This window comes from Bacillus sp. FSL W8-0519, from assembly GCF_038005585.1.
In the GTDB taxonomy this organism is placed as follows: Bacteria; Bacillota; Bacilli; order Bacillales; family Bacillaceae_G; genus Bacillus_A; species Bacillus_A paranthracis.
The window spans coordinates 4,339,581-4,354,457 of record NZ_JBBOTL010000001.1 but is presented as its reverse complement, the minus strand read 5'-3'; the positions used below and the strand labels follow the sequence as shown (position 1 = coordinate 4,354,457).

Here is a 14,877-nt window from a genome sequence, read left to right as displayed (position 1 = left end):
ATTTTAAGGTGGTTTTATAGATGAAAGAACATGAAGATATGCAAACGAAAGAAGTCATTCAGCAAGTAGGTCAGTTATTAAGGCAAATTCGAAATGAACAAAAATTAAGTTTAGAAGAATTAGCTCAAAAAACAGGGGTTAGTAAATTAACATTAGGAAAGATTGAAAGAGGCGAAACGAATCCGACGTTAGCTGTCATTTGGAAAATAACGAAAGGGTTATCGATTCCTTTATCGAGATTGATGGTTGTTGGAGAACCTGTAGCGGTTGCGCGCTGCGGAGAAGGATTTGCAGTAGACGTAGGACAAGCATGGCATTTAGAAACAATGTTCCGTTATACGAAAGAAACGGGTATGGAAATGCATCGTGCTTGTTTAAGGTCGAATAGTATATATGAACCAGAAGCTCATCATGAAGGTGCTATTGAGCTTGTAACGGTAATGAAAGGAAAAGTATCGATTCAAGTAGAAAGCGATGTTTACGAATTAAATGAGTTTGACTCTATTCAATTTGAAGCGAATAAGAAACATAGTTATAAGAATGAAGAAGATGAAGTGGCGGTATTACATTTAACGATGAAATATTCTTCATGAAAAAATCCCCTATAGAAAAATCTATAGGGGATTTTGTATACACTATGCTCAAATATACGAAAGAATGTTATTAGTAAGAGCGTGGCATAAGTAATAAACAAATAAAATAAACTAAAAACCCCGTCCCAAAACATAAAACTGCAATGACCCAAAGTATGCGAATGAGAGTAGAGCTAATATCAAAATATTCTCCTAAACCACCGCATATACCAAATAGCATTTTATCAGTTTCGGATTTATATAATTTTTTTGACATATTACGATCAACTCCTTTTTATAGCAAACTATATACTTCTATTCTATATGGAAATCTATGAGGAGACTATGAGGTTGTATGACATTTTTTTATAAAGTGAACCGTATTTTAAAATTTAGATGTGAGGTCATATAAACAATAAATCTAATTTATAGCGCAGTATAATAGTTTGCGATAAAAATAAAAAGGCCTTAGGTAGCAAAATTTAAGCTACCAAAAAGGCCTCATATTATTGTTTCATTTTATAGTTGAATTGTTGATGTATCCAATGTGAAAACAGAAAACAAATACTTAGTGAAAGAGTAACCGCTATACTAACCCAAATGCTCGTTAAAGGACCGATTAAGAAGTAAACTACATAACCGGTAAGAGCACCAATAATCGAGATGAGCGGTATAATGATGCTGATTTTTTGCTTGCTGAAAATAACGAATAATATTGTGATGATAAGAGATGTATAAAGAATACCAAAGAAAAAAATAATTTCTAAAATCGTATAGTTTGTAGTAATTGTAATGAAAAAAGCTAAAAATCCGATAGTGATAGAAATAAAATGAGTTGTATATAATTTGAAATTTATTTTTGTAGGTATCATCGGTATAAAATCTCGAATGAGTTTAGTAAATCCATGTATCCAAGAAATAAAACTAGAAGTTATTGCGCTTAACGAACCGATAACGAGCAGATAAAATAAAATGGTAAATTCTATTTTTTTTGGAAGCTGGACTAGAAGATCGTATAAGTGATCTAAGCTCCCACTAAAGATAACTATCATAATTAGAGAAGCGAATGCCAAAGGGATAGTAATCCATATAAATCCTGATAGTAAAAAAGTTGGAATAATTTTTTTAGGATGAATACGGAAAGCTTTATCCCAAGATGCAGGGCTTATTAATACTCTTCCTGTTTCAATGAGAATACCGGCAGTAAGAAAATATATTCCATTTCTATTTTCATAAAATAGCAAGTACGGGTGATATAAGCGGATTCCATCGTATACATGGGTAATGCCATCTTGCACAAAAAAATAAATTGGAATAATGATCATAGTAGAAAACATTAATACAGTTTGCATAATAGCCATTTTAGTAAATAGCTTAGCGTTACTTAATATTACGAATATTGTACAAAGGGTAATGAAAAGGAAAGAACCCAATGTATATGGAATATGGAAAAAAACATTAAGTAAAATACTAGCAACTTTCGTTTGAATGAACATACTTTCTATACTTAATAGAACAAGGAAAGAGCATACAATTATATATCCTTTGCGAGAAAGTTTATAAGATAAGTAATCGTGAATGGATTCTCCTTCTGGGAATGTAGAACGTATTTTTTTTATTAAAATCCCCAATAAAATAAGAGTAAAAGGGCCAATCATCGCATAAAGAATACCAGCGATTAGCCCATAATTAATAATCGATTCAGGTAAAGCGAGCGTCGATATACTTGCGACCCATTTAGATAATAAAAGAACAGTACCAGTTCCAATGCCTAATTGTAAAGGTGTGAAAGCTGAGTTGTTTTTCTTCACAATTTATCCCTCGCCTCTATATTCTTTCGGAGTCATTCCGGTCATCTTACGAAAAACAGTGCTGAAATAATGCTGACTATTAAAACCAGATCTTTCAGAGATTTGAGAGATACACCAATGTGGGTGTTCCATTAAATATTTCTGTGACATTTCAATCCGATATTGCATGATATATCCGGAAAATGAAACCCCTACTTCTTCATGGAATTTTCGGCTTAAATAAGTCGGATTTGTATGTACTTTAGTTGCGATGTCTGCTAAGTGTAGTTTGTCATGAAAAGTTTCATGGATGATGTCTAATGTATCTTGAATAATACGTGAGTAGGAAGGGGTATTAGCATCTCCTTTGTACTTTTGTAATATATCGATGAGTTCTTTCTCTATAATTGGCTTTGTTATGTAGTCAATAACGCCTAGACGAATAGATTGTTTTGCATAATCGAAATTTTGATATGCGGTTACAATAATGATATCGAGGTTAGAGTTATTATTTTTTAATTTCTCACCTAGTTGTAGGCCGGATATGCCCGGAAGGTGAATATCTAAAAGTGCCAAATGAATTGAGAATTTTTCATTTATACGTAAAGCTTCAGCCGCATCTAAAGCTAGATGTAATGTCCAATTAGGGAACTGACGGTGGATAAGAAATTCTAATTGTTCCAGTTCCAGTGGTTCGTCATCTACTAATAGCACGTTCATTTTTGTATTACCTCCTCTGTGTTTTTTTCTGTGATGAAAGGCCATGTGATTTCTACTTTCGTGCCATTCTCTTTTGTAGAGAGGAAAGAGAATGTAGTTTGTTCTTGAAAGAATAACTGAAATCGTTGTTTTATATTTTCAAGTCCGTATCCGCTTTCTTCCGTATGGGAAGTAAATGGTTCGTTTTGAGTACCGTTGTCGGATACTAGAAGTGTAATTCGGTTATTTGTATTGTGTAGATGAATATTTAAAATAGCTTGACCAGCTTTTTTTTCAAGACCGTGTTTAAAAGAATTCTCAACTAACGTTTGAATAACGAAAGGTGGAATATAAGCATTCTGTAAATCTTCAGAAGAAGTAATATTTATTGAAAGTCTCGAGCGAAACCGCATTTTTTGAATCTCAATATAATAATTCGTATAAGCCAGTTCTTCAGAGATTGGAATTAACAAATCTGTTGTTTTATATTTTCCTTTCAAAAATAGAGAAAAGATCTCGAGTGATTTGACAACTTCATCTGTTCTCTGTAGACGAGCTAAGCTCAAAATTGTATTTAATGTATTGAATAAAAAATGAGGCTGAATTTGTTGCGTAAGTTGATGATATAAAGACTGTTGCAACTCTCGTTCCAGTGCTATTTTTTTCTTTTCACTTTCTAGTAAATCGATTCGTTTTTCAAAAATAAATAAACATAATAAAATAATAGCTCCAAAAATTGGAGCTAAGACAAGTATAGTTATTAATACAGCAAATGCTTCATAAGTTAACATACATACCTCAATCTTGTTTTTTATTATTATACTAAAGCGTTGTAAATGTTTCTATTATTCAGACTCGGATCAAATGATATGACAGGCTACTTTATGACCTTCGCTTATAGATTGAAAACTTGGTTGCTGCGTAGCGCATTTTTCAATGGCATACGGACAACGAGTATGAAAACGACAGCCTTTTGGCGGGTTTAGAGGAGAGGGGAGGTCTCCTTTAAGTTCAATGCGTTCTTTTTTCGTTCCTGCACTAATGGTAGGAATTGCTGAGAGAAGCGCTTTTGTGTAAGGGTGTTGCGGATTGTTAAAAAGAGAATGTTTATCGGCAATCTCCACAATGGTACCAAGGTACATTACAATGATGCGATCTGATATGTGACGAACGACAGCTAAGTCGTGAGAGATGAATAAATATGTTAACCCGTATTGTTGTTGCAACTGCTTTAATAAATTTAAAACTTGTGCTTGCACTGAAACATCTAAGGCGGAGACAGCCTCGTCACAAATAATGAGTTTTGGATTAACAGCTAAGGCGCGTGCGATTCCGATTCTTTGCCGTTGACCACCGCTAAATTCATGTGGATAGCGCTTCACTGCATCAGGTGGAAGACCAACTTTCCCGAGCAGCTCAATAACTTTCGCCATTCTTTCACCTTTTGGGCATACGTTTTGAATGGCTATAGCTTCTTCTAAAATGCTCCCTACAGTTTGCCTAGGGTTTAAAGAAGCAAAGGGATCTTGAAAAATAACTTGTAAATCTTTTCGAACCTTTCGCATTGCTGAGTTATTTAATTCTAGTAAATCCTTGTCTTGAAAAATAATTTTTCCACTTGTTGCTTCATCAAGGCGTAATATTGCACGCCCAGTGGTGGATTTTCCGCAACCAGATTCACCAACAATACTAACAGTTTCCTTTTCGTAAATTGTAAAGCTAATATCGTCAACCGCTTTAATATAGTTAATAGAGCGTCCTAGAATTCCTTTTTTTATAGGGAAGTATTGTTTTAAGTTTTGTACTTGTAATAACTCTTTTTTATTTATTTGCGTAGCAGTAGACATATTATAATACCTCCAATTTTTCTGAAGATGATTTATCCCAAAGGTCTGTAAACATCCAGCATCGAACTTTACTTCCATCTTGTGTGAGTTGAAGTTCTGGAAGAGTATTGTGACATAGTTCTTTTGCATGTGTGCATCTATCAGCAAAGCGACATCCGCTCGGCATATGGTATGGACTCGGTACGGATCCAGGAATAGTTTGTAACTCTTCTTGGTCTGTATCGAGTCTTGGAAGAGATTGAAGAAGTCCGATTGTATAAGGATGTTTTGGACTAGTAAATATATGCTCGATATCTGCATATTCGACGATTTTTCCAGCGTACATAACGGCGACTCTATCGCATGTTTCTGACACGACTCCTAAGTCATGTGTAATCATGATAATTCCCATACCGAGTTGTTTTTGAAGTGATTTCATAAGTGATAATATTTGGGCTTGAATTGTTACATCAAGAGCAGTTGTTGGTTCGTCTGCAATGAGTAAATCTGGATTGCAAGCAAGTGCCATTGCAATCATAATGCGTTGTCGCATTCCTCCGCTTAGTTCATGAGGCTCTTGTTTTGCACGCTTTTCAGGAGAAGGAATTCCAACTAGTTTCAACATATCTACGGCTTTATTCCAAGCTTCCTTTTTATTTAATTTTTGATGGATACGAATTGCTTCTGCGATCTGTTCCCCAACAGAATATACTGGATTCAAAGATGTCATTGGTTCTTGGAAAATCATTGAGATTTGATTTCCGCGAATTGCACGCATTTCAGCTTCGTTTTGTTGTAATAAATCTTTTCCTTTAAATAAAATGCTCCCCTCAATTTTACTGCCGCTTTCTCGGTCAATTAATCTCATAATGGATAGAGAAGTGATACTCTTCCCACAACCAGATTCACCTACGATGCCGAGTGTTTCTCCTTTAGAAACAGAGAAATTTAAACCATCAACCGCTTTGCTTACACCTTCGTCTGTAAAGAAATGTGTTTTTAAATCTTTAACTTGTAATACCTCTTCCTTTTTATTCATGTTTGTGCACCCCCTTAATTAAGCTCAATACGTTTATTGAAATGACGGTATAAAATATCAACAATAAGATTGACTAGAACGAAGATGACCGAGGCGATTAATACGCCTCCTTGTAACATTGGTAAGTCTCTCATTCGGATGGCGTCTACGATCAATCTTCCAAGTCCATTTATAGCAAAAACTGATTCTACTAAAACTGTACCGCCTAAAAGGGCACCAAATTGTAATCCAACAACAGTAATAACGGGAATTAATGCGTTTCTCAAAGCATGTTTATATATAACAACTCTTTCTTTTACCCCTTTTGCTCTTGCTGTTCGTATATAATCTTGGCGTATAACATCAAGCATACTTGAGCGAGTCATACGTGCTACAATTGCTGCGCCAGATGCACCAAGTGTAAGTGCTGGTAAAACCATGTGCATCCAAGTTCCCCAACCAGAAACCGGGAATATTTGAATTTGGACAGAGAAGTAGAAAATGAGCATAAGTCCAAACCAAAAGCTTGGTAATGAGACACCTAACAAAGCGATAATCATAATAGAAACATCTGTCCAAGAATATTGCTTTGTAGCAGAGATGATACCAGCAATCATCCCAATTACAACTGTAATGACGATACTACACAGTGCGAGTTCAATAGTGATTGGAAGGCGGATTAATACTTCGTCTAACACTGGGCGGTTAGAACGAATTGAAACCCCGAAATCTCCTTGTAATATATTTCCGATATAAGAGAAATATTGCATGATAAAGGGTTTGTCTAATCCTAATTGATGGCGTATTTGCTCGACAGTTTCTTTTGATGCTCCTTCACCAGCGATAAGGAGAGCTGGGTCACCGGGTACCATTTGCATAATTAAGAAAACGACGAATACAACGCCGAAAAGAACGGGAATTAATTGTAGTATTCTACGAAAAATAAACATTAGCATGTATAATGCCCCTTTCTATTTTTTAAGTCTCGGATCTAGTGCATCACGTAATCCGTCACCAAACATGTTTAAACCGATTACGAGTGTAGACATTGCGATTCCAGGAAACATTGCAATATGTGGTGCGGTAAATAAAAAGTCGCGCCCATTACTTAACATGGCACCCCATTCAGGTGAAGGTGGTTGCGCTCCAAGTCCTAAAAATGATAATCCAGCTGCAGATAAAATTGCTGTAGCTAAGCGTAAAGTAGCTTGGACGATAATAGGTGATAAGATGTTAGGGAATATGTGTTTCATAATAATAGTAAAATCATTTGCCCCTAGTGCTCTTATAGCATCGATATACTCTAATTTTTTTACTGTTAATGTAGAAGCTCTAACGATACGAGCGAACATAGGGATTGAGAAAAAGCCAATAGCGATAATTACGTTCACAAGACTTGGTCCTAGTGCGCCTACAATGGCAAGAGCAAGTAAAATACCAGGGAAAGCTAGCATAATATCAATGATTCGCATAATGATTGTGTCAAACCATCCACCGTAATAACCAGAAATGATACCAAGAATAATGCCGAACAATGCCCCTATAAATACAGAAGAAAATCCAACAAGTAACGAAAGGCGTGTCCCGTGTAAAAGGCGGCTTAAAATATCTCTGCCTTTATCATCTGTTCCCATCCAATGTTCCATAGATGGTGGTTGTAATTTGTTAACTAACTGAATATCAAATGGATTGTAGGGTGCTAACAATGGGGCAAATATAGCTATTAAAATATAGAAAAGAACGATAATACCCCCGATAAATGCCATCTTATTTTTTTTCAGTTTTCGATAGCTAATGATCCATTTCGATGTGTTCTTCGTTTGAATTGTTTGCAAAGAAGTATTTTCTTCTTTAGAAAGACGAACTTCCATTTTTTATACCTCCCTTTCTTTCTTTCTTTATGATTAAATTATCAGAAAATTAAAACGAGTCAACGAGTTTAAAACAATAAGTAAAGAAAGTGCAAATAGAAGTAAAGATGTTTCAAAATAATTCAGAAAATTCAATAAGTAAAGAAAGTGCAAATAGAAGTAAAGATGTTTAAAAACTTTTTTCGCAAAGTTATTTATAATTACAAATACATAGACGAAATTGAAAAAGAAAGGGTGGTGGAATGATCTGCTATTAGAAAGTAGGGGATAGAAAGCTAGATGTAAGGTTTCACTTTAGGATGTAGAGATAAAAGAAAGTGGAGGGGGAAGGGCGATGAGATTCAAAAGGGGACTTGTGATTTGTTTTATCACAATTTTATGTCTTTCAGTTTTTCTAGCGGGGTGTTCATCTAATACGAAGACAGGAAATGAAGGATCAGGAAGCAATGGAACAAAAGAAGGCGGTGTTTTAACAATTGCTAGACTGTCAGATGCTGATAATTTAGATCCGCATTTTATTACAAACATCCCTTCCGCAAGTGTTGTGTACCATAAAGTATATGAAAATCTTGTACAGCGAGATAAAAACATGGATTTTAAGCCGATGTTAGCAAAGGAATGGAAACAAATTGATGATTTAAATTGGGAATTTAAGTTGCAACAAGGAGTGACATTCCAAGATGGTGCACCATTTAATGCTGAGGCAGTAAAGAAAAACTTTGAACGTGTATTAGACCCGAAAGTAGGTTCAAATCGAGCAACTGTTTATTCCATGATTCAAGAAATAAAAGTAATTGATGAATATACAGTACAGTTCGTATTGAAATACCCATACTCACCTCTTTTATCTATTTTCGCAAGTAATGAAGGAAGTATTTTAAGTCCGAAGGCAATTGATGAAAAAGGGAAAGGCTTAGCGCAGCATCCGGTTGGGACAGGTCCATATACTTTTAAATCATGGAAACCAGGTGAAGAAATTCGCCTTGAAAAGAATAAAAATTATTGGGGTGAAAAATCAAAGATTGATGAAGTGGTATTCAAAGTAGTACCAGAAGATGCAACACGTATTGGAATGATTGAAACTAGTGAAGCTCACATTGCAGAGAATTTACCTGTAACTGAAGTAGAACGTGTGAAAAATTCACCATCTATGGAGTTAATTGAAAATGAAGGTTTAGGTGTAGAATATATTGGATTTAATGTACAGAAAAAGCCATTTGACAACCCGCTCGTTCGTCAAGCGATTGCACATGCAATTGAAACGAAAGGGATTTTAAAAGGGGTATATAACAATGTTGGGACTGAAATAAACTCCGTAATGACTCCTAAAGTGTTCGGTTATACGAAAGACGTAAAAGGATATAAGTATGACATTAATACTGCGAAAAAATTATTAGCAGATGCTGGTTATCCAAATGGATTTAAAACAACAATTTGGACGAATGACAGCAAAGTTAGAATGGCGTTAGTGGAAGTAATTCAATCTCAATTAAAAGGGATTGGCGTTGATGTAGAAATTAAAGTTATGGAATATGGTGCGTTTTTAGCTGCAACGAATAAATCAGAACATGCGATGTTTGTTGGAGGATGGGGAAACGCAACAGGTGATGGTGACTATAATCAATATAATTTATTCCATTCTAGTTCACACGGAGCAACTGGTAACCAATTTTTCTATAGTAATCCGGAAGTAGATAAATTAATAGAAGAAGCTAGAAAAGAAAAAGATGAGACGAAGAGAAAAGAATTATATAAACAGTTACAAGAGATTGAATTAAAGGATGCTTTACTAGTACCAATTCGAGGGATTAATCATATTGCGGCAACTACGAAAAATATAAAAGGATTTTGGATTGATCCATCTGGGTATTTGCGACTGGAAGGTGTAGAACTACAGTAAAATAGAAAATTCTATCAGTGTAAAAATGATTTTACACTGATAGAAATTTTTATCTGTTTTTGTTTCGTTTGTAAGTAGAAAAATCATATTGCGAAGGGAGATTGACAAAGTGAGTGTGAAATCACAATATTGGTTAACGAATGTAAAACTTGAATGTGGGTACGTATATGAGGAAGCGCGAATTACAAGTACAGAAACAGAAATTTGTAGTTTATTTATTGAAGATGGAAAGATTACGAACATATTACCTGGAATTGTATCAGAGCAAGATGGTGAAGTAGTAAATGCAAATGGTTTACTGGCATTACCGGCATTTGAAGAAATGCATATTCATATTGATAAAACGTATTATGGTGGACCATGGAAAGCATGTACACCAGTAAAAAGTATATTCACTCGTATTCATGAGGAGCAAACTATTCTTCCGAAGCAATTAGAAACTGCAAAGAGTAGAGCGGAGAAAATGTTGCAATTACTTCTTGAAAATGGAGCGACAAATATTCGAACACATTGCAATATTGATCCTGTAATTGGTCTTGGGAATTTAGAAGCAACGATTGCGGCACTGGAAACATATAAAGATAAGTTATCAGCAAAAATTGTAGCATTCCCGCAACACGGTTTGTTAAGAAGTAATTCCGTAGGGCTTGTAAAAGATGCTATGCGTATGGGAGCTCATTTAGTAGGTGGAGTAGACCCAGCCACAGTAGATGGTAATATTGAAAAATCATTGAATACAATTATGGATATTGCAGTAGAGTTTGATTCAGACATTGATATTCATTTACATGATGCGGATCAACTTGGAACATTTACAATGAAGAGATTAGCTGCACTAACAGAAGAAGCAGGGTGGCAAGGAAGAGTTACGATTAGTCATGCTCTTGGACTTGGAGATGTATCTGTAGAAGAAGCGGAGGAAATGGCTGAACGACTTGCGGCATTAGGTATTGATATAACGTCAACAGTTCCAATTAGTAGACATGTAATTCCAGTTCCGTTATTAAATCGTAAAGGTGTAAAAGTTTCGCTAGGAAATGATAGTATAACTGATCATTGGTCTCCGTTTGGGACAGGAGATATGTTGCAAAAGGCAAATTGTCTAGCGGAGAGATTTAGATGGATTGATGAGCGCTCTTTAGGGAAAGCACTTCAGTTTATTACGGGTGGGAAATCTATATTAGATGATCAAGGAAATCGTCAATGGCCAAAAATTGGGGATGAAGCAAATATCGTCTTTACAGAAGCATCATGTTCAGCCGAGGTAGTAGCAAGACAAACAGAGCGCTGTGCGGTTTTATATAAAGGGAATGTTGTTGCTGGTAGTTTGGAAAAAACGGCTATAAATAATCTTGTTTGAGAGGATGATTGAAATGCAAAATGTGTATTGGTTAACGAATGTACGATTAGAAACAGGTTACAAGTTTAATAATGAAGTAGTTACAGGTACAGAAACAGCTTTGCATCATTTACTTATACAAGATGGAAAGATTGCAAAGATTGTACTTGCGGATGTACCGCTTCAAACGGAATATGAAATGAAAGATGCGAAAGAATTGCTTGTTCTTCCGTCGTTTGTGGAAAATCATTTTCACCTTGATAAGACAAGACTTGGTGGTCCATGGGAAGCATGTACACCAGTAAAAAATATTATTGAGAGATTAGAGTTAGAACAGCAAGAGTTACCAATTTTAGCTCAAACAACTGGAGAGAGAGCAGAGTTATTACTAAGCAACATTTTAAATGCTGGTTCGACTCATATACGAACGCATGTAAATATTGATCCGTATATCGGTCTTAAAAACTTAGAATCTGTACGTCAAACTTTAGAGAATATGAAAGATGCGTTTACATATGAAATCGTAGCATTCCCGCAGCATGGTTTACTTCGTACAGAAGCGCATTCTCTTATGAGAGAAGCGATGAAAATGGGCGCAACTTTAGTAGGTGGTGTAGATCCAGCTACTGTAGATAATAATATTGAAAAATCACTTTTTGATATGATGGAAATTGCTGTAGAAGCAAATGCCGATGTTGATTTGCATTTACATGATGCAGGGCATTTAGGTATTTATACAATTAAAAAGTTAGCTCAGTATACAGAGGAGGCTAGTTGGGACGGACGTGTTGCGGTCAGTCATGCGTTTAGCCTAGGAGATGTATCTAAAGAAGAAGGAGCAGATATGGCAGACTTATTAGCTGAAAGAGGAATGTCTATTATTACGACGGTACCAATTAACAGAAATATGCCGCCAGTACCATTACTTACAGAAAAGGGTGTTTCCGTTTCTTTAGGTTGCGATAGTATGTTTGATTCATGGGGACCATTTGGAAATGCTGATATTTTTGAAAGAGTAGGGCGTTTAGCGGAAAAGTATCGCTGGATTGATGAAAAGTCTTTAGCTTCTTCTTTAACTTATATTACAGGTGGAAAAACGCCATTGGATCAAGACGGAAATCAAGTTTGGCCTAAAGTAGGAGATAAAGCTGATTTTGTTTTCTTACAAGCTACTTGTTCAGCAGAAGCGATAGCTAGACGTGCACAGCGACCTGCTGTGATGAAAGGTGGAAAAATAGTAGCAGGTTCCTTGCAACATGTTCAAGGCGTATTGATTTAATTTACGTATCTCCCTAATTTATCCCGCTTTAACGGGCAGTAAGACCCCCACCTCAAAATTCAGCGGAAGCAAAGAAGTTAGGTGGGGGATCAACTGTCCGTAAAAGTCCGATTGGTTCAACTAATAATCAGTGGGGGATGAACAAAACCCCCACTGATTAAAGTTTCACTTTATATATATTTTTTCAAGGGTTCCTAATGAAAGAATAGGAATCCTTCTTTTTTACGAGAAAAGGAGGGGAATAGATGACACGTACATATATATTACTGTTTATATGTGTAGTAGTTTGGGGGAGTAATTTTATATTTGGTGCGATTTTAGTGAATACATTTCATCCGGTGTTGTTAACGACACTTCGCTTACTATTTATTAATTTGTTTTTTCTAGCGTACGCTATTATGTGTAAGAAAGGCTTATATATAGAAAAGAATGAAATGAAAGGTGTATTATTAATTGGAGTCATAGGTGTCGCGATTAATCAATGGTCTTTTTATGAAGGGTTACAAACAGCAGATCCAACAACAGCTGCGCTAATATTAGCACTTACTCCTGTCATGACTTCTATTTTAGCGGTATTTATTTTAAACGAACCGTTAACAGCTAAGTTAGTAATAGGAGGGGGAATTGCTACTTTTGGAGTGTTTTTTGTAATTGGTGTTGGGCAGAGGTTTGTCTTTTCAGAAGGGTTAATATGGATTTTTATAACGATGCTATCTTTTTCTTTATCTATCGTTTTAATTCGGAAATTGGGGAACAGAGAAGATATGTTTTTGATTACATTCTTTTCTTCAATTTTTGGTTTTTTAATTATGCTACCGTTTCTTGCTTTTACCTTTTCTCACATAACGTTGAAATACTCTATAGAGAGTTGGTCGCTTCTTATTGTGACAGCAATACTTATGCATGGAATTTGTACATTGGCTTGGAATAATCAATTGAGAAAAGCACAAGCATCAACAGCAGCCATGTTTTTAAATTTAGAACCATTCGTTACGATGGTGGTAGGCTATATTATATTGCAGAAAAGTGTAACAGCTATTCAAATAATTGGAGCTGTTTTTATCGTTTGTGGAGTGTACACTGCGACATTTGGATACGGGAAGAAATCGAAGGGACAAAAAGTTTTGTTTCGAAAAGCTACGTAATAGTATAGTGTGTATTTCTATGTGAAATGTATGGAAGGGATGAAAAATTTGGACAATCAACATAACCAAAATCATATTATGGGAACTTTGCAATGGTTTATCTTTTTATTAGCGAATTCAATCGCATTACCAATTGTCGTTGGCGGATTATTTCATCTTACGACGGAGGAAATATTTTATTTAATGCAGCGTACATTTTTTGTAGTTGGTATATCTTCTTTTTTACAAGGGTGGCTTGGACATAGACTACCAATTGCAGATGGACCAGCTGGATCATGGGTTGGCGTATTTACCGTACTTGCTTACGCAACGGTCGGGCAAGATCAATTACACAGTACATTGCAAATTTTAGAATTAGGAATGATAATCTCAGGTGTTATTTTAATAGGACTAGGAGTAACTGGTTTCATCGGACGTATTTTATTTTTATTTACGCCACTTGTGACAGGGACGTTTTTACTTTTATTATGCTTACAATTAAGCGGTGTATTCCTAAAAGGAATGCTAGGAATTACTGCTACTGTTTCTCAAATTGATGCATTTACAGCGATAATTGCGTTTAGTATATTTCTTTTCGTTATTATACTATCTAATTTTGGGAAAGGTTTTGTCAAAAGTTATGCGGTTTTAATAGGATTAATTAGTGGGTGGATTCTTTTTCTCATTGCAGGAAAAGTGACGATTCCATCTCAAGTAACTCATTTTGTGCAACTTCCGCAAATATTTGCTTGGGGACTTCCAAAATGGAATACAGGTATGGCAGTATCAAGTTTCGTTATGGTATGTATTTTAGTTTCAAATACAGTGGCAGCTATTATAGCGATTAATCAAGCTACCATTCAAAAAGCGACTATTGAACAGAAACAGTTGAAGGATGGAACGTGGGTTGGAGGCATTTCACATATCATTTCTTCCATATTTTCAACTGTAGGTGTCGTGCCGTTACCGGCAACGGCAGGATTTATACGTTTAACGAAACAAAAATATATACGTTCGTTCTTACTAGCATGTATGTTACTAGTCGTAATGTCGCTGTTCCCAAGTATTATTCGTTATTTAGCATCTTTACCATCCGCTGTCGCATCTGCGGTTTTAATGGCTTCTTTCGTACAGTTAATTGGAATTGGGTTAAATAATATAAAACAAGTGGAGCTTAATGAAAGGAATGTAACAATTTTAGGCGTTGCAGTATTATTTGGTAGCGGCGTTATGTTTTTACCGTCTGGAGCGCTCCAATCCTTGCCGTCTGTCATACAATATATATTTGGAAATGGTTTGTTCGTAGGTACAGTTGTCAGCATATTACTAGAACAAATATGGCGTACCGAAAAGTAAGTGGATACAAAGAGTGAACGCACTGTATAAAAGTCTAAAATAACATGTGAAATAAAGCCCATTTTCATTCACCACCCGCACATTTCGTTCATACAATATCTTG

14 protein-coding genes are annotated in these 14,877 nt (G+C 35.6%); 6 read left to right on the top strand and 8 right to left on the bottom strand.

From position 1 onward, the window contains the following. The first annotated feature begins 20 nt into the window (after positions 1-20). Positions 21-593, top strand: coding sequence for a helix-turn-helix domain-containing protein (locus NST14_RS22855; RefSeq protein ID WP_000658051.1), 573 nt, complete (start codon positions 21-23; stop codon positions 591-593). Positions 594-663: 70 nt separating this feature from the next. Here NST14_RS22855 and NST14_RS22850 read toward each other — a convergent pair whose 3' ends face one another. From NST14_RS22850 to nikC, 8 genes are all read right to left on the bottom strand, one after another. Further along, complete coding sequence (locus NST14_RS22850; RefSeq protein WP_000038791.1) at positions 664-849, bottom strand: PspC domain-containing protein; 186 nt, start codon at positions 847-849, stop codon at positions 664-666. Between the two features lie 229 nt (positions 850-1,078). Beyond that, complete coding sequence (locus tag NST14_RS22845) at positions 1,079-2,383, bottom strand: hypothetical protein (protein WP_000740013.1); 1,305 nt, start codon at positions 2,381-2,383, stop codon at positions 1,079-1,081. 3 nt (positions 2,384-2,386) lie between these two features. Further along, positions 2,387-3,082: a response regulator transcription factor gene (locus tag NST14_RS22840; RefSeq protein ID WP_001101757.1), complete on the bottom strand. Its 696-nt coding sequence runs from the start codon at positions 3,080-3,082 to the stop codon at positions 2,387-2,389. Next, the gene (locus NST14_RS22835) at positions 3,079-3,852 is read right to left on the bottom strand and encodes a sensor histidine kinase (RefSeq protein WP_000958967.1); all 774 of its coding nucleotides are present in this window, start codon (positions 3,850-3,852) and stop codon (positions 3,079-3,081) included. Before NST14_RS22835 ends, NST14_RS22840 begins: the two co-directional genes overlap by 4 nt. Before the next feature lie 69 nt (positions 3,853-3,921). Beyond that, positions 3,922-4,908 carry an ABC transporter ATP-binding protein gene (locus NST14_RS22830; RefSeq protein ID WP_000102013.1) on the bottom strand — a complete coding sequence of 329 codons (987 nt, stop codon included), beginning with the start codon at positions 4,906-4,908 and terminating at the stop codon, positions 3,922-3,924. Position 4,909: 1 nt separating this feature from the next. Beyond that, positions 4,910-5,926 carry an ABC transporter ATP-binding protein gene (locus NST14_RS22825; RefSeq protein ID WP_001034321.1) on the bottom strand — a complete coding sequence of 339 codons (1,017 nt, stop codon included), beginning with the start codon at positions 5,924-5,926 and terminating at the stop codon, positions 4,910-4,912. A gap of 14 nt (positions 5,927-5,940) precedes the next feature. Next, positions 5,941-6,861, bottom strand: a complete 921-nt coding sequence (nikB, locus tag NST14_RS22820) for a nickel ABC transporter permease (protein WP_000928487.1) — start codon at positions 6,859-6,861, stop codon at positions 5,941-5,943. Between the two features lie 15 nt (positions 6,862-6,876). Further along, complete coding sequence (nikC, locus tag NST14_RS22815) at positions 6,877-7,776, bottom strand: nickel transporter permease (protein WP_000453816.1); 900 nt, start codon at positions 7,774-7,776, stop codon at positions 6,877-6,879. A gap of 334 nt (positions 7,777-8,110) precedes the next feature. Between nikC and NST14_RS22810 the strand changes: the two genes are divergently transcribed. The 5 genes from NST14_RS22810 (at position 8,111) to NST14_RS22790 (ending at position 14,774) form a co-directional block, all read left to right on the top strand. Then, the gene (locus NST14_RS22810; RefSeq protein WP_001211304.1) at positions 8,111-9,676 is read left to right on the top strand and encodes a glutathione ABC transporter substrate-binding protein; all 1,566 of its coding nucleotides are present in this window, start codon (positions 8,111-8,113) and stop codon (positions 9,674-9,676) included. 109 nt (positions 9,677-9,785) lie between these two features. Beyond that, the gene (locus NST14_RS22805) at positions 9,786-11,036 is read left to right on the top strand and encodes an amidohydrolase family protein (RefSeq protein WP_000114203.1); all 1,251 of its coding nucleotides are present in this window, start codon (positions 9,786-9,788) and stop codon (positions 11,034-11,036) included. A 13-nt stretch (positions 11,037-11,049) separates the two neighbouring features. Then, positions 11,050-12,294: an amidohydrolase family protein gene (locus NST14_RS22800; protein ID WP_001181865.1), complete on the top strand. Its 1,245-nt coding sequence runs from the start codon at positions 11,050-11,052 to the stop codon at positions 12,292-12,294. Positions 12,295-12,539: 245 nt separating this feature from the next. Continuing rightward, entirely contained in the window at positions 12,540-13,439 is a 900-nt protein-coding gene (locus NST14_RS22795) for a DMT family transporter (RefSeq protein WP_000198921.1), read from the top strand. Positions 13,440-13,469: 30 nt separating this feature from the next. Continuing rightward, positions 13,470-14,774 carry a purine/pyrimidine permease gene (locus NST14_RS22790; RefSeq protein WP_000398837.1) on the top strand — a complete coding sequence of 435 codons (1,305 nt, stop codon included), beginning with the start codon at positions 13,470-13,472 and terminating at the stop codon, positions 14,772-14,774. Positions 14,775-14,877: the final 103 nt, after the last annotated feature.